We start from the raw sequence: 20,392 nt of genomic DNA on the forward strand, positions 1-20,392 counted from the left end.
TCCTTTCATGGCTGGCCTGCCTTGCCGGGCATGGCCGATTGGCATGCCGAGCATCTTAAGGCGAATCGGCCGCGCCGGTGGCCCAGGCCGGTCGTCCGGCGCAGCGGGCCGCTGCCGCTTGGGCGGGCGGTCTGTATCGTATAATCGATCGTTTCCGAATCCATGCCGCCGCGCGCCCCGCCTGGGGCGCCGGCGTTTGAAGCCGTCTTTGCCAGACTGTCCCCGCACGCCATGAAAGCTGCCGAAATCCGCGAGAAATTCCTCAAATTCTTCGAATCGAAGGGCCACACGATCGTCCGCTCGTCGAGCCTCGTGCCCGGTAACGATCCCACGCTGATGTTCACGAACTCGGGCATGGTCCAGTTCAAGGACGTTTTCCTCGGCACGGACCCGCGCCCGTACTCGCGCGCCACCACCGCGCAGCGCAGCGTGCGCGCGGGCGGCAAGCACAACGACCTCGAGAACGTCGGCTACACGGCGCGCCATCACACGTTCTTCGAAATGCTCGGCAACTTCTCGTTCGGCGACTACTTCAAGCACGACGCGATCAAGTTCGCGTGGGAGCTGCTGACCACGGTCTACCAGCTGCCGAAGGAAAAACTGTGGGTCACCGTCTACCAGGAAGACGACGAAGCGTACGACATCTGGGCGAAGGAAGTCGGCGTGCCGACCGAGCGGATCATCCGGATCGGCGACAACAAGGGCGCGCGCTACGCGTCGGACAACTTCTGGACGATGGGCGACACGGGCCCGTGCGGCCCGTGTACCGAAATCTTCTACGACCACGGCCCGGACGTGTGGGGCGGGCCGCCGGGGTCGCCTGAAGAAGACGGCGACCGCTACATCGAGATCTGGAACCTCGTGTTCATGCAGTTCAACCGCGACGCGCAGGGCAACATGACGCGCCTGCCGAAGCAGTCGGTCGACACCGGCATGGGCCTCGAGCGTCTCGCCGCGGTGCTGCAGCACGTGCACAGCAACTACGAGATCGACCTGTTCCAGAACCTGATCAAGGCCGCCGCGCGCGTGACCGAGATCGACGACCTCACGAACAACTCGCTGAAGGTGATCGCCGATCACATCCGCGCGTGTTCGTTCCTGATCGTCGACGGCGTGATCCCCGGCAACGAAGGCCGCGGCTACGTGCTGCGCCGGATCGTGCGCCGCGCGATCCGCCACGGCTACAAGCTGGGCCGCAAGGGCGCGTTCTTCCACAAGCTGGTGGCCGACCTCGTCGCCGAGATGGGCACGGCCTATCCGGAGCTGAAGGAAGCCGAGCAGCGCGTGACCGACGTGCTGCGCCAGGAAGAGGAGCGCTTCTTCGAAACCATCGAGCACGGCATGTCGATCCTCGAGGCCGCGCTCGCCGACGTCGACGCGAAGGGCGGCAAGGTGCTCGACGGCGAGCTCGCGTTCAAGCTGCACGACACCTACGGCTTCCCGCTGGATCTGACGGCCGACGTGTGCCGCGAGCGCGGGATGACGGTCGACGAGCCGGCATTCGACGACGCGATGGCGCGCCAGCGCGAGCAGGCGCGCGCGGCCGGCAAGTTCAAGGCGACGCAGGGCCTCGAATACACGGGCGCGAAGACCACGTTCCACGGTTACGAGGAAATCGCATTCGACGACGCGAAGGTCGTCGCGCTGTACGTCGACGGTTCGGCCGTCAATGAAGTGAAGGCCGGCCAGGATGCGGTCGTCGTGCTCGACCACACGCCGTTCTACGCGGAATCGGGCGGCCAGGTCGGCGACCAGGGCGTGCTCGCGAACGCCGCGACGCGCTTCGCGGTGGCCGACACGCTGAAGGTGCAGGCCGACGTGATCGGCCACCACGGCACGCTGGAGCAGGGCACGCTCAAGGTCGGCGACGTGCTGCGCGCGGAAATCGACGCGCAGCGCCGCGCCCGCACGCAGCGCAACCACTCGGCGACGCACCTGATGCACAAGGCGCTGCGCGAAGTGCTCGGCGCGCACGTGCAGCAGAAGGGTTCGCTCGTCGATGCGGAAAAGACCCGTTTCGACTTCGCGCACAACGCGCCGATGACCGACGACGAAATCCGTCGCGTCGAGCAGATCGTCAACGCCGAAATCCTCGCGAACGCGCCGGGCATCGTGCGCGTGATGCCGTACGACGAAGCGGTGAAGGGCGGCGCGATGGCGCTGTTCGGCGAGAAGTACGGCGACGAAGTGCGCGTGCTCGACCTCGGCTTCTCGCGCGAACTGTGCGGCGGCACGCACGTGCACCGCACCGGCGACATCGGCCTGTTCAAGATCGTCGTCGAAGGCGGCGTCGCGGCCGGCATCCGCCGCGTCGAGGCGATCACCGGCGACAACGCGCTGCGCTACGTGCAGGAGCTCGACGCGCGCGTGAACGAAGCGGCGGCGGCGCTGAAGGCGCAGCCGTCGGAACTCACGCAGCGCATCGCGCAGGTGCAGGACCAGGTGAAGTCGCTCGAGAAGGAACTGGGCGCGCTGAAGTCGAAGCTCGCGTCGAGCCAGGGCGACGAGCTCGCGCAGCAGGCCGTCGAAGTCGGCGGCGTGTACGTGCTGGCCGCGACGCTCGACGGCGCCGACGCGAAGACGCTGCGCGAGACGGTCGACAAGCTGAAGGACAAGCTGAAGAACGCGGCGATCGTGCTGGCGGCCGTCGAAGGCGGCAAGGTCAGCCTGATCGCGGGCGTCACGCCGGATGCGAGCAAGAAGGTCAAGGCCGGCGAGCTCGTGAACTTCGTCGCGCAGCAGGTCGGCGGCAAGGGCGGCGGCCGTCCGGACATGGCGCAGGCAGGCGGCACCGAGCCGGCGAACCTGCCCGGCGCGCTGGCCGGCGTGAAGGGCTGGGTCGAAGAACGGCTCTGATCGTTGCACGACCGATGCGATGTCGTCGTACCGACGGCATCGCGTCAAGCGAAAAACGACCCGATCGGCAGATGTGCCGGTCGGGTCGTTTCGTTTGTGCCGTACCGGCGCGTCGCTCGATGCGGCGACGCGCGAGCCCGGTCAGGCCGGCACGGTCACGGTCGGCTTCGCCGCGTCGCCGGGCTGTCGCGCGGCGTCGGTGAGCGCATCGCGCAGCGCGGCGAGCGCCGCCGACGCATAACCCTGCCGCCACGCGAGCAGCGTGTCGATGCCTTCCAGTTCGGGAATCGTGTGCGCGGCGATGTTGCCGGGCTCGGGCTGCAGATTCAGCACCGAACGCGGCGCGACCGCGATGCCCGCGCCGGCCGCGACGCACGCGACGATCGCGTGATACGAGCCGAGCTCGAGCACGCGCGCCGGCTTCGCACCGTGCGCCGCGTACCACTGCTCGACGTACTTGCGATACGCGCAGCCGCGCTCGAACGCGATCAGCGTCGGCAGGAGCACGTCGCGCGGCGTGCGTACCGGCGGATGGCCGCGCGGGGTGAGCAGCACGAGATCCTCGCGGAAGATCGGCACCGTCTCGAACGTGTCGGGCAGCATGTCCGGCTCGGGCGGGCGCGCGAACAGCGCGGCGTCGATTTCGAAATCGCGCACGCGGTCGATCAGGCAGCCCGTCGTGCCCGTCAGCAGTTCGAGCGATACGTCGGGCCATGCATGGTGGTAGCGCGCGAGGAGGGTCGGCAGCCGGCTCGCGGCCGTGCTTTCCATCGTGCCGAGCCGCAGCCGGCCGCGCGGCGTGTCCTCGCGCACCGCGTCGCGCGCCTCGTCGGCGAGCGCGAGCAGGCGCTCCGCATACGGCAGCAGCGTATGCCCGGCCGGCGTCAGCACGAGCCGGCGGCCGTCGCGCACGAACAGCGCCGCGCCGAGCTCCTCCTCCAACTGCTTGATGCGCGTCGTGACGTTCGACTGCACGCGATTGAGCTTGGCCGCTGCGCGCGTTACGCCGTTCTCGCGCACGACCGCCCGGAAGATCGCCAGCGCCGCCAGGTCCATGATTCTCTCCACGGGATGACTTGATTCTCAATTATTCATTTTTAGAGAACGTTTGGTCAAGCTAGGATGGACACGTTCCGATTCCCGATCCGGCCGGCGTGCGACGCGTCGGCCCATGCCGCCATGTCTCGCTTCGATGCTCCGACCGCCGCCACGCGCGTGCTTTCGTCCGACCACGCCGACCGCCGCGCCCGCGCGGCCGCGCTCGCCTGCATGATCGGTCTGGCCGTCGTGCTCGGCGTCGGCCGTTTCGCGTTCACGCCGCTGTTGCCGCTGATGCTCGCGGACGGCTCGATCGGCCTGAAAGCCGGCGGCTGGCTCGCGTCGGCGAATTACGCGGGCTACTTCGTCGGTGCGGTCAGTTGCGCGGCGCTGCGCGTCGCGCCCGCGCGGATGGTGCGTGTCGGCCTCGTCGCGACCGTGCTGCTGACTGCCGCGATGGGTGCCGGCCACTGGCTGCCGGCGTGGCTCGTCGTGCGTTTCGTCGCGGGCGTCGTCAGCGCATGGACGTTCGTGTTCATGTCGCAATGGGGATTGCGGCGCCTGGCCGAGCTGAGTGCGCCCGAATGGAGCGGGGTGATCTACGCGGGGCCGGGTGTCGGCATCGTCGTGACGGGGCTGATCGGCAGTGCGCTGGCCGGGCAGCGTGCGGCGGTGGGCTGGCTCGGTTTCGCGGTGCTGTCGGCCGTCCTGTCGGTCGCGATCTGGCGCACGTTCGGTGCGGCGTCGGCCTCGGCGCACGCGCAGGCGGCGCCGCCGGCCGCCGCGCCGCATCCGGCCGCAGGGGCGCCCGCCGCCCCGGCGGCGCGGGCCGCCACGCGAAGCCGTCGCGCGGACGCCGCGTGGCTCGTCGTGCTGTACGGCGCGCCGGGCTTCGGTTACATCGTTACCGCGACGTTCCTGCCGGTGATCGCCCGCGCCGCGCTGCCGGCCGGTTCGCCGTGGCCCGACCTGTTCTGGCCGATGTTCGGCGCGGCGCTGATCGTCGGCGCGATCACCGCCGCGCGGCTGCCCGCACACTGGGACAACCGGCTGCTGCTCGCGGCCGGCTGCGCGACGCAGGCGCTCGGCATCGCGGCCGGAATCGTGTGGCCGAACGCGGCCGGCTTCTCGATCGGCAGCGCGCTGCTCGGCCTGCCGTTCACCGCGATCACGCTGTTCGCGATGCGCGAGGCGCGGCGCCTGCACGGCGAGCGTGCGGCCGGGCTGATGGGCTATGCGACCGCGTCCTACGGCGTCGGGCAGATACTCGGGCCGCTCGTCGCGGCGCCGCTCGCCGCGCGCTTCGGGTCGTTTACGCCTGCGCTGTGGGTCGCGGCGGCCGCGCTGCTGATCGGCGCCGCAGGCTTCGCGGCGAGCGCCGCACACGGGCGCCGGTCATCCTGAAGCCGGTGGGGCCGGATCGTCTCGGGCGCGGGCAAACTCGCTAGAATGAAGCCTTTCCCGCGCCGAGCGGGTGCGCGGGCAGCCGGCAGACGGCCGTCCGGCGCTCGCCAGATTTCCATCGATGACCACCGCCGACTATCGCTTTTGCCCGCGCTGCGCGAGCCCGCTGACCGAGCGGGCCGATCCCGACCATGAGGGCGGCCGCATTCGCCAGGCCTGCCCCGACGAGTCCTGCGGCTACGTGCACTGGAACAACCCGCTGCCCGTCGTCGCCGCGATCGTCGAACTCGACGGCAAGATCCTGCTCGCGCGCAACGCGGCGTGGCCCGAAGGGATGTTCGCGCTGATCACCGGTTTCCTCGAAAACGGCGAGACGCCCGAGGACGGCATCGCGCGCGAGGTATTCGAGGAAACCGCGCTGAAGGCCGAGCACGTATCGCTCGTCGGCGTGTACGAATTCATGCGCAAGAACGAACTGATCATCGCGTACCACGTGCGGGCGTCGGGCACGGTGTCGCTGTCGCCGGAACTGCTCGAATACAAGCTCGTCGATCCGCCGCTGCTGCGCCCGTGGCGCGCCGGCACGGGCGTCGCGCTCGCCGACTGGATGCGCGCGCGCGGCCTCGATTTCGAATTCGTCGACCGGCCGGGGCAGTGACGCACCGGCCTGCCCGCAGCATGCCGTCCGCAGTGGCGCGCGCGATCGCGTCGCGGCGCTTCGTCGCCGGCCGGCGCGCCGCGTCGTGCGGCCGTCACGCGTCGTCCCCGTCCGTTTCCTCCGCTTCCATCGTCCTGACCGCCATCGCCATGTCCGACAAGCCGCAGCCGCGTCCGCGCGACGCCTATCGCCACTTCCTGCCGATCACGACCCGCTGGATGGACAACGACGTCTACGGGCACGTGAACAACGTCGTCTACTACAGCTACTTCGACACCGTCGTGAACGAGTACCTGATCCGCGCGGGCGTGCTCGACGTCGAGCACGGGCAGACGATCGGGCTGGTCGTCGAGACGCAGTGCAACTACTTCGCGCCGCTCGTGTTCCCGCAATCGGTCGACGCGGGCCTGCGCGTCGTGAAGCTCGGCACGTCGAGCGTGCGCTATGAAGTCGGGCTGTTCGCACAAGGCGATGCGTTGCCCGCCGCGCAGGGGCATTTCGTGCACGTGTACGTCGATCGCGGCACGCGTCGCCCGGTGCCGCTGCCCGATGCGCTGCGCGCCGCGCTCGAACCGCTTGCCGCCTGACGATACGCGGTGCACGCGTTCGCGCTCCAGGCCTTCAACGGCCTCAGCTACGGCTTGCTGCTGTTCATGCTGTCGGCCGGCCTCACGCTGATCTTCAGCGTGCAGGGCGTGCTCAACTTCGCACATGCGAGCTTCTACATGCTCGGGGCGTATGTCGGCTACGGCATCGCGGCCTCGGCGGGCTTCTGGCCCGCGCTCGTGCTCGCGCCGCTGGCCGTCGGGCTGCTCGGCGCCGGCTGCGAACGCGCGCTGCTGCGCCGCGTGCAGTCGCGCGGCCATACGAGCGAACTGCTGCTGACCTTCGGTCTCGCGTACCTGATCGGCGAGGGCACGAAACTCGCATGGGGTCTCGCGCCGCTGCCGGCGCCCGTGCCGCCGCTGTTCGACGGCGCGCCCGTGACCGTGTTCGGTCTCGCGTTGCCGCGTTACCGGCTGTTCATGATGGCGATGTCCGCGACGATGCTGGTCGCGCTCGGCGGGCTGCTGCGCGCATCGCGCATCGGGCTCGTCGTGCGCGCGGCGCTCACGCATCGCGCGGCCGTCGAGGCGCTCGGCTACGACGTGCCGCGCGTGATGACGGCGCTGTTCGGTGCGGGCACCGCGCTCGCGGCGCTGGCCGGCGTGATCGGCGCGCCGCTCGCGGTGATCGAGCCCGCGCTCGCCGAGACGGTCGGGTCGGTCGTGTTCGCGGTCGTCGTGATCGGCGGCCTGGGTTCGCTCGGCGGCGCGTTCGTCGCGTCGCTCGCGGTCGGCTTCGCGCAGACCTTCGCGGCCGCGAGCGACACGTCGCTGCGTGACCTCGCGCAATGGACGGGCATCGCGCTGCCCGACAGCGTGGCCACCGTGTCGATCGCGCAACTGGCGCCGTTGGTGCCGTACCTGCTGCTCGTCGCGGTCCTGGTCGCGCGGCCGCGCGGGCTGTTCGGCGAGCGTGCCGATGCCTAGCCGCGCACTGGCCGGATGCGTGCGCTGGACGCTGTTCGCCGCGTGCGTCGCGCTGCCCGCATGGCTGTGGCCGCATGGCGCGGTACTCGGCTATCTCGCGCAGACGGCCGCGCTCGTCGTGCTCGCGCTGTCGTACAACCTGCAGCTCGGCACGACCGGGCTGCTGTCGTTCGGACATGCGGCATTCGCAGGCCTCGGCGCGTTCGCGGCAGCCCACTGGTTCAACCATATCGGCGGTCCGCTGCCGCTGTTGCCGCTCGTCGGCGGCATGGCCGGCGCGGGCTTCGGGTTCGTCGCCGGGCTGCTGGCGACGCGTCGTTCCGGCACCGCGTTCGCGATGATCACGCTCGGCCTCGGCGAATGCGTCGCGGCCGCCGCGTGGAGCGTGCCCGCGTGGTTCGGCGGTCTCGGCGGCGTGCCGATCGATCGCGCGAGCGGTGCGCCGTGGGGCAACGCGCATTTCGGCGCGCCGGCGCACGCGTATGCGTTGATCGCCGCGTGGTGCGTCGTGTCGGCGTGGGCGATGCATGCGCTGACGCGCACGCCGCTCGCGCGGCTCGCGAACGCAGTGCGCGACAACCCGGCGCGCGTCGCCGCGCTCGGCACCGATCCGCGCCGTGTACGGCTCGCGATGGTCACCTGCGCATCGTTCTTCGCCGGCATCGCCGGCACGCTGACGCTGATCGACGTCGAGATCGCGACGCCCGACAGCGTGTCGATGGCGCGCTCGGCGACCGTGCTGATCGCCGCGGTGATCGGCGGCACCGGCGCATTCTTCGGGCCGGCGGCCGGCTCGGCCGTGCTGACCGCGCTGAGTATCGTCGTCGCGGGTGTGTCGCGCGCGTGGGCGCTGTATCTCGGCGTGCTGTTCGTCGCGATCGTCGTGGCCGCGCCCGGCGGGATCGCGGGCATTGTGCGGGCGCTCGCGCCTGCGCTGCGGCGCGGCGCGCCGGCCGTCGAGCGGTGGCGCGTGCTGTGCGCCGTCGGTGCGTGCGCGTTCTGGGGCGTCGCGATCGTCTGCGCGGCCGAGCTCGGCTATGCATGGCGCTTCGCGCAGGACGACGGCACGGGCCTCGCGTTCGGCGCGTGGGGCGTCGACGCCGATACGCCGGCCGGCTGGGCCGTCGCGTGCTCGGCGGCCGGCATCGGTACGCTGCTGTGGCGCTGGCGCGCGCGGCTCGCGCATGACGCGGCGGTGGCCACGCAGGAGGACGCGCGATGAACGGCAACGCGATCGCGCTTCACGGCGTCGTGCAGCGCTTCGGCGCGCAGACCGTGCTCGACGGGGTCGACTTGAGCATCGCGGCCGGCGAGCGCCATGCGCTGATCGGGCCGAACGGCGCGGGCAAATCGACGCTGTTCGGCGTGATCGCCGGGGCGACGCGGCCGACGCGCGGGCGCGTCGTACTGCACGGCGTCGAGCTGCGCGGGCGCGGGCCGGTCGTCGCGAGCCGCCTCGGCATCGGCCGCAGTTTTCAGCAGACGAGCGCGTTCGCGCGCCTGACGGTGTTCGACAACCTGCGCTGCGCGGCGCTGCATGCGCCGGCCGAACGGCGGCGCTGGTGGAACCGGCTGCGCGAATCGGCGTCGATCGATCGCGCGGCGGCACGCGTGCTGCACGACATCGGCCTCGACGCGCGGCGCGACACGCCGGCCGCCGAGTTGAGCTATGCGGAGCAGCGCGCGCTCGATCTCGGGATCGCGCTCGCGAGCGGCGCGCGTACGCTGCTGCTCGACGAGCCGACGGCCGGCATGAGCCGCGCGCAGGCGGCGCGGATGATCGCGCTGATCCGCGCGACGACGCAGGGCCGCACCGTGCTGATGATCGAGCACGACATGGACGCGGTGTTCGGTTTCGCCGAACGCATCACGGTGCTCGTGCGCGGCACGGTGGTCGCGACCGGCGCGCCCGACGCGATCCGCGCCGATCCGCGCGTGCGGGCCGCCTATCTGGGCGAGGGCGCGGCATGAGCGCCGTGCTCGAGATTCGCGGGTTGCGTGCGTGGTACGGGTTGCAGCCCGTGCTCGACGGCGTCGATCTCGCGCTCGCGCCGGGCGAGACGCTCGCGCTGCTCGGCCGCAACGGCTCGGGGCGCTCGACGCTCGCGAAGGCCGTGATGGGGCTCGTGCACACGGCCGGCTCGGTGCGCATCGCCGGCGCCGAATGCGCGGGCGCGCGCACGTTCGAGATTGCGCGGCGCGGTGTCGCTTACGTGGCTGAAAACCGCGACGTGTTTCCGCTGCTGACCGTGCGCGATAACCTGCGGCTCGGTTTGCGCGGCGCGAGCGGCGCAACCGAACGCGCGGCGCTCGACCGGCTGTTCGAGCGTTTTCCGCTGCTGGCCGCGCGCGCGGGCGTGAAAGCCGGGCGGCTGTCGGGCGGCGAGCAGCAGGTGCTCGCGCTGGTGCGCGCACTCGCCGGCCGGCCGCGCGTGCTGATCGTCGACGAACCGGCCGAAGGGCTCGCGCCGCTCGCGGTCGACGAAGTCGGTGCGTGCCTCGCCGCGCTGCAGGCCGACGGCGTGTCGATCGTGCTGATCGAGCAGCGGTTGCAGCTTGCGCCGCGGCTCGCGCGGCGCGCGGCGGTAATGGGGCGCGGACGGATCGTCTACGACGGCGGGCTCGACGGGCTGGGCGGCGAGGTTGCTCACGCGTGGCTGAGCGCCGGCTGACGGCATCCAGTCGATTGTTCGGCAAACTCCGCCAGTCAATTCGCTTTGGGCCGCTTTATCGCTGCGGTGCCGCACCGTACATTGCCAGTCAGGCCGGTCGCCATCGCAACGCATCGACGCATCGTCGCATCGTCGCGGCAACCGGCGCCATCCATCGAACGTCTTCGGACTGAGGAACGAAATCATGAGCAAGCTGGCAGGCAAGGTAGCGATCGTCACGGGCGCATCGAAGGGCATCGGCGCGGGAATCGCGAAGGCACTGGCCGACGAAGGTGCATCGGTCGTCGTCAACTACGCGAGCAGCAAAGCAGGCGCGGATGCGGTCGTGAGCGCGATCACGGAAGCGGGCGGCCGCGCGGTCGCGGTCGGCGGCGACGTGTCGAAGGCCGCCGATGCGCAGCGCATCGTCGATACCGCCATCGAAACGTATGGGCGTCTCGACGTGCTCGTCAACAACTCCGGCGTGTACGAATTCGCGCCGATCGAAGCGATCACCGAAGAACACTACCGCCGGCAGTTCGACACGAACGTGTTCGGCGTGCTGCTGACCACGCAGGCGGCGGTCAAGCATCTCGGCGAAGGCGCGAGCATCATCAACATCAGCTCGGTGGTGACCAGCATCACGCCGCCCGCCAGCGCCGTGTACAGCGGCACGAAGGGCGCGGTCGACGCGATCACCGGCGTGCTCGCGCTCGAACTCGGCCCGCGCAAGATCCGCGTGAACGCGATCAACCCGGGGATGATCGTGACCGAAGGCACGCACAGCGCGGGTATCATCGGTTCCGATCTCGAAGCGCAGGTGCTCGGCCAGACGCCGCTCGGCCGCCTCGGCGAGCCGAACGACATCGCGTCGGTCGCCGTGTTCCTCGCATCGGACGATGCACGCTGGATGACCGGCGAGCATCTCGTCGTGAGCGGCGGGTTGAACTGATCGTCGGCGGTATCGCGCGAACGGGGCAGGGGCGCCGTTCGCGCCGCTACGCGCTCATCGCCAGCGCATTCGCGCCGACGTGCCACCGCAAGCATTCGACGACGAGCGCGTGATCGCGTTCGGAGCCGAGGCCCGCGATCGCCATTGCGCCGACGATGCCGGCGCCGGCGATCCGCAACGGCACGCCGCCGCCGTCGAGCGCGTAGTCGTCGTCCGACAGGCCCTGCGACCGCAGCGACCAGCCGGCACGCCGAAAGCGCGCGCCGACCGCGAGCGAACTCTGGCCGAAACGCAGGGCCGTGTTTTGCCGTCGGCGGATCGCATCGCCGTCGTGCGCGCCGCTACCGTCGAGCGCGCAGTAGAACAGCAGCGCCTGCTCGCCGACGATGCCGACCGCAATCGGCAGCCCGCGTCGCGACGCGAGGTTGACCGCGATTTCTCCCATGCGGCGCGCGACGGCTGCATCGAAGTGCGACAGCGCTGGGGTCGACGCATCGTCGTCGAAGGCGTGGGGTTCGAGGCGAAAGGGGGACGTCACCATGGCGGGCTCCGTGGCGTTGCCGGCTCGATACGCGGGCCGGGCGTCGCATCGTCACGGGCCGCGTGGGCCCGTCTTCCGTTCAGTGCTTCGGCGCTTCGGCACGTCAGCGTTTCGGCGCCGCGTCGAGCATCCACTCGTGCGCGGGGTCGTTCTTGAACGCCCACGCGCGGCTCGGCCCGGCCATCACGTTCAGGTAGTACAGGTTGTAGCCGTGAGGAGCCACGACCGGGTGGTAGCCGCGCGGCACCATCACGACGTCGTGGTTCTCGACCGCGCACGCCTCGTCGAGGCTGCGGTCGTCGGTGTACACGCGCTGGAACGCGAAACCCTGCGGCGGATCGATCCGGTGGTAATAGGTTTCCTCGAGCGAGGTTTCGTCGGGCGCCGCGTCGCGGTCGTGCTTGTGCGGCGGATAGCTGCTCGAATGGCTGGCCGGCGTGACGACTTCGACGACGAGGAGGTGCTCGGCGGCCGGGTTGTCGCCCATCAGGATGTCGCATACGTAGCGCGTGTTGGTGCCTTGCCCGCGCACCGAGCGGCGCATCCGTTCGCCGTCGAGGCGCCGCACGGGCTTGTCGCCGCTCGCGTACGGCGCGGTGCACAGCGCGACTTCCGCATCGCGCGTCGCGACCAGCGTAACGCGCTTGCCGCCCGGCACGTACAGCGCGTCCGGCGATACGTCTTCGAATACGCTGTCGCGCTTGCCGAGCGCGTCGTAGGTTTCGCCGTCGACGTCCGCGCGCACCGTGCCGGTCAGCACGACGACGCACAGTTCGCGCGTGCCCGTGTCGAGCGTCTCGGCGTCGCCGGCCTTCAGGCGCAGCGCGCGAAAGCCGACGTGCTTCCAGCCGGCCGATTCGGGCGTGACGTTGCAGATTTCGCGGTCGGCGGATGCCTTGACCAGCAGGGGAGAAATCGTCATGAAGTGGGTCTCCGCAATAGGGTAGGGCTCGAGCGCTCAGACGGTTGCGCGCGGGTTCACGCGCTCAACCGGTCGACGATCGCGCGCAGCGACTCGTAGCCCTTCTTCGCATATGCATAGCTCGGCGCGACGGCCGGATCCTGCTCGGCCTCGACGACGAGCCAGCCTTCGTAGCCGGCGTCCTTCAGCGTGCGCAGCGTCGCGTCGTAGTCGAGCGCGCCGTCGCCCGGCACCGTGAAGGTGCCGTTGATCACGCCGTTCAGGAAGCTCCAGCCGTCGTTGCGCGCCTGGTTGACGACCCGCGGGCGCACGTCCTTGCAATGCACGTGCGCCACGCGCGATACGTGTTTCTTCAGCAGCGCGACCGGGTCGGCCGCGCCGCCGAAATACGCGTGGCCGGTGTCGAACAGCAGGAACACCTTCGCGGGGTCGGTCAGCGCCATCAGCCGGTCGACGTCGTCCGGCGATTCGACGTACGCGCCCATGTGGTGATGGTAGGCGAGCCGGATCCCGTAGGTGTCGAGCAGATGCGCGCCGAACGCGTCGAGGCGCGCCGCGTAGCGCCGCCACGCTTCGTCGTCGACGAAACGCGGGCGCTTCGCGACCGGCGTGTCGATGCTGCCCTGGATCGTGCCCGCGCATTCGCCGTACACGACGACCGTCACGTCGTTGAATTGCAGCTTCGTCATGTGCGCGCGGCAGCGCTCGATTTCCGCCGCGACGGCATCGGCGTCGGTCATGCCCGGCGCGACTTCCGCGAGGAAGCCCGAGTACCAGCCCGACACGCACACGAGCCCGAATTCGGCGAGCTTCGCCTTCAGTTCGGGGCCCGTCTTCGGAAACTTGTTGCCGAGCTCGAAGCCCGCATAGCCGATTTCGGCGCCTTCCTTCAGCGCCGTCTCGAGCGGCGTCTCGCCGCCGAGCGACGGCAGATCGTCGTTCATCCACGACAGGGGATTGATGCCGATGCGGACGTTCCAGCTCATGTCTTGCTTCCTCAATTCGATTCGGATGATGGGGGGCGGGGCATGTTCGTGGCGCAGCGTGCGCGATCAGCGCCGCTGCCGGGTTTTCGCGTCGAGATACGCCTGGTGCGCGCGTTCGACACCGGCGCGTGCGGAGACCTGCGGCACCGCGACTTCCCACCACGCGCCGCCGTCGTCGGTGGTGCGGCGGTGCGTGGTGTCGATCACGAGTACCTGACTCTTCGTCGCCGCCCGTGCGCGTTTCATTTCGCGGCGCAACTCGCCGACGTCGCGCACGTGCACGGCTTCCGCGCCCATCGCGCGCGCGTGCATCGCGAAATCGATCGTCGAGCGTTCGCCGCCTTCGGGCACGCAGTCGTCGAGCATGTTGTTGAAGCTCGCGCCGCCGCAGTTGAGCTGCAACCGCTCGATGCAGCCGTAGCCGCGGTTGTCGAGGATCACGACGATCAGCTTGCGGCCGAGCATCACGGAGGTCGCGAGCTCCGCGTTGAGCATCATGTACGAGCCGTCGCCGACGATCACGATCACTTCGCGCCCGGGGCGTGCAAGCTTCGCGCCGAGGCCGCCCGCGACCTCGTAACCCATGCACGAATACGCGTAGTCCATGTGGTAGTTGCCCGGCACGCCGCTGCGCCACAGCTTGTGCAGTTCGGCCGGCAGCGTGCCGGCCGCGCAGACGACGAGGTCGTCGCGCGCGCTGTCGCGCCCCGCGTCGGCCGCGGAATCGCGCACCGCGCCGATCACTTCCGCGTCGTACGGCAGCGTGTCGGTCGGAATCCGGGTGGTCAGCGCCGTCACGCGCGCGTTCCATGCGGCGGCCTGGTCGCGGTTCGCGGCCGTCCACGCCGCGTCGGCGCGCCAGCCGGCCAGCGCGGCCGACAGCTGGCCGAGGCCCGTACGCGCGTCGGCAACCAGTTGCCGGCCGCGTTTCTTGCCCGCGTCGAACGGCTGCACGTTCAGGCTCAACAACGTTGCGTCGCCGTAAAGCGCGTGCGAGCCGGTCGTGAAATCCTGCAGCCGCGTGCCGACCGCGAACACGACGTCGGCCTGCGCGGCCGCGCGATTGGCGGCGGGGGAGCCCGTCACGCCGATCGATCCGAGGTTCAGCGGGTGGTCCCACGCAAGGCTGCCCTTGCCGGCCTGCGATTCGGCCACCGGCACGCCATGCGTGTCGGCGAACGTGCGCAGCGCGTCCCACGCCTGGCTGTACAGCACGCCGCCGCCGGCGACGATCAGCGGCTTCTTCGCGGCCTTCAGCACGTCGAGCGCATCGGCGAGTTCGAGCGGGTCGGCCGGCGGCCGGCGCATCCGGATCACCGGCGGCGCGAAGAAATCCTCGGGCCAGTCGTACGCGAAGGTCTGTACGTCCTGCGGCAGCGCGAGGCACACGGGGCCGCACTGCGCGGGATCGGTCATCACCTGGATCGCGCGCGGCAGCGCGACGAGCAGTTGCTCGGGCGACGCGATGCGGTCGAAGTAGCGCGTCACCGGCCGGAAGCAGTCGTTCGCGCTGACGTCGCCCTGTTCGAAATCCTCGACCTGCTGCAGTACCGGGTCGGGCAGCCGCGACACGAACACGTCGCCGGGCAGCAGCAGCAGCGGCAAGCGGCCGACGTGCGCGAGCGCGGCGGACGTGAGCATGTTGGTCGCGCCGGGGCCGATGCTCGACGTCGCGGCCATCATCCGCTGGCGGAAATTCGCTTTCGCGAACGCGACGGCCGCGTTGGCCATCCCTTGCTCGTTGTGCGCGCGAAACGTCGGCAGCCGGTCCTTCTCGGCATGCAGCGCTTCGCCGAGCCCGGCCACGTTGCCGTGGCCGAAGATCGCGAACACGCCGCCGCAGTACGGCAGGATCTCGGTGCGGCCGTCGGGCTGGACGACTTCGGCGCGCAGGGCGGCCAGGTAGCGCACGAGCGCCTGGCTGACGGTCAGTCTTACGGTGGTGGTCATCGTCGGTCGATAGAGAGAAGTCGGGTGGTCGTCGCGAACACGGGCATCAGGCTGCTGCGGCGGCGCGCGCGGCGGCCCGGCGGCCCAGCCACGCGTCGACCAGTTGCGCGAAGTTGCCGGCCACTTCGTCGATCAGCGCCTGATCGTCGATCCGGCCCGCGAACCAGTTCAGCGATGCATCGGCCCATAGCGTGCGCCCGACCATGAAGCCCTTGACGATCGGGTTGGTCGCCGAGCGGAAGCTGTCGACGAGGTATTGCAGCGGCTGGTTCAGCCCGAGGATCACCGCGCCGCGGCAGTACGGGTCGCGCTCGGCGATCAGCGCGGCGAGCCGTGCCCAGCCGTCGGCGCTCAGCGGCGTGAGCTTCCACCATTCGGGCTTCACGCCGAGGTTGTAGAAGCGCGCGACCGTGCGCAGCACCGCGTCGTCCTCGGTGCCGGCCGGCGTGACCGCGCGCGGCGGAATCATTTCCAGCAGCAGCTCGTTGCCGCTCGCGCGCGTGGCTTCCCACAGTTCGAGCACGCGCTGCTCCTGCTCGACGCGCAGATCGACGGCGTCGTCGGGGTGATAGTGAACGAGGCACTTCACGACCTGTTCGGTCGGCCAGTGCGTGAGCGACGAGCCGACCGAACGCGTCTCGTCGAACCGCAGCGGCCGCGAGCCCGGCAGCTCGACCGGCCGGCCGACCCACCAGCCGCGCCCGGTGGCCGATGCGAGTGCGTCGCCGCCGTACGCGCCGCCGTCGATCAGCACGCCGACGTGGCCGGCGATGCCGCGATCGCGTTCGACCTGTTCGACCGCGCGCACGAGCAGGCGCTTCAACGTGCTGATCCGCGCCTCGTCCGCGCCGGCCTGCACCGCGAGCTCGTAGAACTGGCTGCGATGGTCGAACGCCATCACGCACAGGTCGTTCCATTCGCGGCGCGGCACCGTCACGCGATGCAGGTGCGCGAGCGTACGGTCGGCATCGACCGCCGGATTGCGGCTGCCGCCGAACCAGTGCGCGAGCTCGGCCGGCGTCGGCATCGCGGCCGAGCACGCGTGGCGCGACACGACGATCGCGCCGCATGCGTTCGCGATGCGCGTCGATTCGGCCCAGTCGCGCCCGCGCAGCAGCCCCGACAACAGGCCCGACAGGAACGCGTCGCCCGCGCCGAGCACGTTGAGCACCTCGACGCGTTCGCCGACGAAGGTCGGCGCGGCGTCGATGCGCGCGGGAACGTCGCCTTCGATCACGCAGCAGCCGAGCGCGCCGCGCTTGACGACCAGCGTCGCGTTCGTGATCGCGCGCACCGCCTGCAACGACGCGATCAGGTCGTGCGGCACGCCGCCCGCGATCAGGAATTCCTCTTCGGTGCCGACCAGCAGATCGAATTCGTCGAGCACCTGCTGCAGTTGCCGCGTTACCTGCGCGTCGGGTACGTAACGGTTCTCGCCGGCGCCGCGCGCGGTCAGCCCCCACAGCACCGGCCGGTAGTCGATGTCGAGGATGCGCACCGCGCCGTGGCGGCGCGCGTAACCGAGCGCGGTCAGCGATGCCTCGCGCGTGCCCGGCGTCGACAGATGCGTGCCGGTGATCGCCAGCGCGCGGCAACCGGCGATGAAGTCCTCGCTGATCTCGTCGGCGCGCACGGCCATGTCCGCGCAGTTCTCGCGCACGAACAGCAGCGGGAACGTATCGCGATCCTTCAGCCCGAGCAGCACGAGCGCGGTGAGGCGCTCGCGATCGGTCTGCAGCTGGCTCGTGTCGCAGCCTTCGCGCTCGAGCGTCTCGCGCAGGAAGCGGCCCATCTGCTCGTCGCCGACGCGCGAAATCATCGCGGTCTTCAGCCCGAGCCGCGCGACGCCGAACGCGACGTTGCCCGACGAGCCGCCGAGATACATCTGGAAGCTGCGCGCGTCTTCGAGGCGGCTGCCGTACTGCTGCGCATAGAGATCCACGGCCACACGGCCGAGGCAGGCGAGATCGATGGGGCGGTCACTCGGAAAGTTCAGCAGGCTCATATCACGTGTCACGCTCGCGGCCGGCGTTCGGCGCTGCCGGCGGATTAGGGGACCGATCCGGCGGCGGCTGTCCGCGGCATGTGCCGCACGACGCGAGGCTGCCTGCCGCCGGGATTCGGGCTACGGACGCAGTCTAGACTTTTTGGAAATCCAGTTCCCTAGGTGAAATCACGTAGAAATAAATTTCCAAATTCTCGAGGAAGTGATCTACAGTTTCATCCGGATGCTTCAGTCCCGATCGGACAGATCGGACTCGGCCCGGCGGCGCGCAATGCGCCGTCTTCCGCCCCCCGGAGATGAGGAGACAGATTGATCATGAAGACCAAGCTGATGGCCGTCGCGGCCGCCGCGATCCTGGCTGCGCCGCTCGCGCATGCGGAGAAGATCGGCGTGACGATGGCATCGTTCGACGACACGTTCCTGACCATCCTGCGCAACAGCATCGCCGATTCGGCGAAGAAGGACGGCGCGACGGTGCAGATCGAGGACGGCGGCAATGACGTCGGCAAGCAGTTGAGCCAGGTCCAGAACATGATCGCGCAGAAAGTCGACGCGATCATCGTGAACGCGGTCGATACCGACGCGACGCCGAAGATCACGAAGATGGTGACCGCGGCGAAGATCCCGCTCGTCTACGTGAACCGCAAGCCGGTCGATTTCGACAAGCTGCCGGCCGGCGTCGCCGTCGTCGCCTCCGACGAAAAGCAGTCGGGCACGCTGCAGGCGCGCCAGGTGTGCAAGCTGCTCGGCGGCAAGGGCGACATCCTCGTGCTGATGGGCGAGCTGTCCAACGAATCGGCGCGCGCCCGCACCAAGGACATCGAGGACGTGATCGCGACGAAGGATTGCGCGGGCATGAAGATCGTCGACAAGCGCGAAGGCAAGTGGAGCCGCACGCAGGGCCAGGACATCACGATGAACTGGCTCAGCTCCGGGACCAAGTTCGACGCGATCGTGTCGAACAACGACGAAATGGCGATCGGCGCGATCAACGCGCTGAAGGCCGCGCGCAAGCTGACGCCGAAAACGGTCGTCGCAGGCATCGACGCGACGCCGGACGGCCTCGCGGCGATGAAGGCCGGCGAGTTGAAGGTGTCCGTGTACCAGAACGCGACCGGGCAGGGCGCGCAGGCCGTCGCCACCGCGCTGAAGCTCGCGAAGAAGCAGCCCGTCGATCGCTACGTGAACGTGCCGTTCGAGCTCGTGACGCCGGAGAACATGAACCAGTACGCGAAGCACTGACCGGTTTTTCCGCTGAACTGCGCGGGCCCGGCACGGCCGGGTTCGCGCGCGACTTTCGAGGAACGTCCATGTTTACAGCCAGGATCGCGCGCTCGATGGCCAGCGAAAGCGCGCCTGCCGCCTCGTCCGCCGCGCCCGGCTCGTCCGGTGCGGCCATGGCCGACTGCGTGCTCGAGGTGCGCGGCGTCGGCAAGTCCTTTCCCGGCGTCGTCGCGCTCGACGGCGTGCAGTTCCGCGTGCGGCGCGGCACCGTTCATGCGCTGATGGGCGAGAACGGCGCAGGCAAGTCCACGCTGATGAAGATCATCGCCGGCGTCTACACGCCCGACCAGGGCGAAATCCTGATCAACGGCGAGCCGGTCGTGCTGAACGGCCCGCTCGATGCGCTCGACCGCGGCATCGCGATGATCCATCAGGAGCTCAACCTGATGCCGTACATGACGGTCGCGGAGAACATCTGGATCCGCCGCGAACCGAAGAACCGCTTCGGCCTGATCGATCACGCCGAGTTGCGCCGCCGCACGGCCGCGCTGTTCGAGCGGCTGTCGATCGACATCGACCCGGAAACCGACGTGCGCACGCTGACGGTCGCGAGCCGCCAGATGGTCGAGATCGCGAAGGCCGTGTCGTTCGACTCGGACGTACTGATCATGGACGAGCCGACCTCCGCGCTGACCGAGAAGGAAGTCACGCACCTGTTCCGGATCATTCGCCAACTGCGCGAGCAGGGCAAGGGCATCGTCTACATCACGCACAAGATGAACGAGCTGTTCGAGATCGCCGACGAGTTCTCGGTGTTCCGCGACGGCAAGTACATCGGCACGCATGCGTCGAGCGACGTCACGCGCGACGACATCATCCGCATGATGGTCGGGCGCGAGATCACGCAGATGTTCCCGAAGGAAGAGGTGCCGATCGGCGACGTCGTGCTGTCGGTGAAGGATCTCTGCGTCGACGGCGTGTTCCGCGACGTGAGCTTCGAGCTGCGCGCGGGCGAGATCCTCGGCGTCGCGGGCCTCGTCGGCTCGGGGCGCTCGAACGTCGCGGAGGCGCTGTTCGGCGTCGTGCCGGCCACGTCGGGCGAGATCCGCATCGACGGCAAGCCGGTGCGGATCGCGACGCCCGCGCAGGCGATGAAGCACGGGATGGCGTTCCTCACCGAGGACCGCAAGGACTCCGGCTGCTTCCTGAATCTCGACCTGCTCGCGAACATGGAAGCGGCGGTGCTCAGCCGCCGCTACGTGAAGTTCAATTTCGTGCAGCAGGCGCAGTTGAAGCGCGACTGCGAGGAAATGAGCCGGATGCTGCGCGTGAAGTCGCCCGGGCTGCACGAGGAAATCCAGAACCTGTCGGGCGGCAACCAGCAGAAGGTGCTGATCGGTCGCTGGCTGCTCACGCAGCCGCGCATCCTGATCCTCGACGAACCGACGCGCGGTATCGACGTCGGCGCGAAGGCCGAGATCCACCGGCTCGTCAGCGCGCTTGCCGCCAAGGGCGTCGCGGTGCTGATGATCTCGTCGGAAATGCCGGAAGTGCTGGGCATGAGCGATCGCGTGATGGTGATGCACGAAGGGCGCATGACCGGCATCGTCGATCGCAAGGACGCCGACCAGGTCCGCATCATGGATCTCGCGTCGCGCTGAGCCGAAACAAGA

Annotated in this window: 17 protein-coding genes; 11 read left to right on the plus strand and 6 right to left on the minus strand. The window is 69.6% G+C overall.

Going from position 1 to position 20,392, the window contains the following annotated elements:
* The first annotated feature begins 231 nt into the window (after positions 1 to 231).
* A complete protein-coding gene (gene alaS, locus WS89_RS18565; RefSeq protein ID WP_059505616.1) occupies positions 232 to 2,856 on the plus strand; it encodes an alanine--tRNA ligase in 2,625 nt (874 codons plus the stop codon).
* A 141-nt stretch (positions 2,857 to 2,997) separates the two neighbouring features.
* Here the strand turns inward: alaS and WS89_RS18570 are convergent, their stop codons facing one another.
* Complete coding sequence (locus tag WS89_RS18570) at positions 2,998 to 3,912, minus strand: LysR family transcriptional regulator (protein WP_059505618.1); 915 nt, start codon at positions 3,910 to 3,912, stop codon at positions 2,998 to 3,000.
* A 123-nt stretch (positions 3,913 to 4,035) separates the two neighbouring features.
* Here WS89_RS18570 and WS89_RS18575 point away from each other — a divergent pair, with 123 nt between their 5' ends.
* The 8 genes from WS89_RS18575 (at position 4,036) to WS89_RS18610 (ending at position 11,091) form a co-directional block, all read left to right on the plus strand.
* Positions 4,036 to 5,298: a YbfB/YjiJ family MFS transporter gene (locus WS89_RS18575; protein ID WP_059792622.1), complete on the plus strand. Its 1,263-nt coding sequence runs from the start codon at positions 4,036 to 4,038 to the stop codon at positions 5,296 to 5,298.
* A 121-nt stretch (positions 5,299 to 5,419) separates the two neighbouring features.
* Positions 5,420 to 5,956 (plus strand): NUDIX domain-containing protein, encoded by a 537-nt coding sequence (locus tag WS89_RS18580; RefSeq protein WP_059505619.1) that lies wholly within the window; start codon positions 5,420 to 5,422, stop codon positions 5,954 to 5,956.
* A 149-nt stretch (positions 5,957 to 6,105) separates the two neighbouring features.
* The gene (locus WS89_RS18585) at positions 6,106 to 6,543 is read left to right on the plus strand and encodes an acyl-CoA thioesterase (protein ID WP_059505621.1); all 438 of its coding nucleotides are present in this window, start codon (positions 6,106 to 6,108) and stop codon (positions 6,541 to 6,543) included.
* A 9-nt stretch (positions 6,544 to 6,552) separates the two neighbouring features.
* Positions 6,553 to 7,488 carry a branched-chain amino acid ABC transporter permease gene (locus WS89_RS18590; RefSeq protein ID WP_059792555.1) on the plus strand — a complete coding sequence of 312 codons (936 nt, stop codon included), beginning with the start codon at positions 6,553 to 6,555 and terminating at the stop codon, positions 7,486 to 7,488.
* The gene (locus WS89_RS18595) at positions 7,481 to 8,710 is read left to right on the plus strand and encodes a branched-chain amino acid ABC transporter permease (RefSeq protein WP_059792557.1); all 1,230 of its coding nucleotides are present in this window, start codon (positions 7,481 to 7,483) and stop codon (positions 8,708 to 8,710) included. Before WS89_RS18590 ends, WS89_RS18595 begins: the two co-directional genes overlap by 8 nt.
* The gene (locus tag WS89_RS18600; RefSeq protein ID WP_059792559.1) at positions 8,707 to 9,459 is read left to right on the plus strand and encodes an ABC transporter ATP-binding protein; all 753 of its coding nucleotides are present in this window, start codon (positions 8,707 to 8,709) and stop codon (positions 9,457 to 9,459) included. Before WS89_RS18595 ends, WS89_RS18600 begins: the two co-directional genes overlap by 4 nt.
* Positions 9,456 to 10,160: an ABC transporter ATP-binding protein gene (locus WS89_RS18605; RefSeq protein ID WP_059792561.1), complete on the plus strand. Its 705-nt coding sequence runs from the start codon at positions 9,456 to 9,458 to the stop codon at positions 10,158 to 10,160. Before WS89_RS18600 ends, WS89_RS18605 begins: the two co-directional genes overlap by 4 nt.
* 184 nt (positions 10,161 to 10,344) lie before the next feature.
* Positions 10,345 to 11,091 carry an SDR family NAD(P)-dependent oxidoreductase gene (locus WS89_RS18610; RefSeq protein WP_059792563.1) on the plus strand — a complete coding sequence of 249 codons (747 nt, stop codon included), beginning with the start codon at positions 10,345 to 10,347 and terminating at the stop codon, positions 11,089 to 11,091.
* A 46-nt stretch (positions 11,092 to 11,137) separates the two neighbouring features.
* On the opposite strand, the gene WS89_RS18615 is transcribed toward WS89_RS18610, so the two are convergent.
* The 5 genes from WS89_RS18615 to WS89_RS18635 form a co-directional block, all read right to left on the minus strand.
* A complete protein-coding gene (locus tag WS89_RS18615) occupies positions 11,138 to 11,632 on the minus strand; it encodes a heme-degrading domain-containing protein (RefSeq protein WP_059792565.1) in 495 nt (164 codons plus the stop codon).
* A 103-nt stretch (positions 11,633 to 11,735) separates the two neighbouring features.
* Complete coding sequence (iolB, locus tag WS89_RS18620; RefSeq protein ID WP_059792567.1) at positions 11,736 to 12,554, minus strand: 5-deoxy-glucuronate isomerase; 819 nt, start codon at positions 12,552 to 12,554, stop codon at positions 11,736 to 11,738.
* Positions 12,555 to 12,610: 56 nt separating this feature from the next.
* Entirely contained in the window at positions 12,611 to 13,540 is a 930-nt protein-coding gene (iolE, locus tag WS89_RS18625) for a myo-inosose-2 dehydratase (RefSeq protein ID WP_059792569.1), read from the minus strand.
* 66 nt (positions 13,541 to 13,606) lie between these two features.
* The gene (gene iolD, locus WS89_RS18630) at positions 13,607 to 15,490 is read right to left on the minus strand and encodes a 3D-(3,5/4)-trihydroxycyclohexane-1,2-dione acylhydrolase (decyclizing) (RefSeq protein WP_059505639.1); all 1,884 of its coding nucleotides are present in this window, start codon (positions 15,488 to 15,490) and stop codon (positions 13,607 to 13,609) included.
* A 46-nt stretch (positions 15,491 to 15,536) separates the two neighbouring features.
* Positions 15,537 to 17,495 carry a bifunctional 5-dehydro-2-deoxygluconokinase/5-dehydro-2-deoxyphosphogluconate aldolase gene (locus WS89_RS18635; protein ID WP_059792570.1) on the minus strand — a complete coding sequence of 653 codons (1,959 nt, stop codon included), beginning with the start codon at positions 17,493 to 17,495 and terminating at the stop codon, positions 15,537 to 15,539.
* Between the two features lie 315 nt (positions 17,496 to 17,810).
* On the opposite strand from WS89_RS18635, the gene WS89_RS18640 reads away from it, so the two are divergent.
* Complete coding sequence (locus WS89_RS18640; protein WP_059505642.1) at positions 17,811 to 18,737, plus strand: sugar ABC transporter substrate-binding protein; 927 nt, start codon at positions 17,811 to 17,813, stop codon at positions 18,735 to 18,737.
* Between the two features lie 68 nt (positions 18,738 to 18,805).
* Positions 18,806 to 20,380 carry a sugar ABC transporter ATP-binding protein gene (locus tag WS89_RS18645; RefSeq protein ID WP_059792571.1) on the plus strand — a complete coding sequence of 525 codons (1,575 nt, stop codon included), beginning with the start codon at positions 18,806 to 18,808 and terminating at the stop codon, positions 20,378 to 20,380.
* Positions 20,381 to 20,392 lie beyond the last annotated feature (12 nt).

This window comes from Burkholderia sp. MSMB1072 (assembly GCF_001524725.1).
In the GTDB taxonomy this organism is placed as follows: domain Bacteria; phylum Pseudomonadota; class Gammaproteobacteria; order Burkholderiales; family Burkholderiaceae; genus Burkholderia.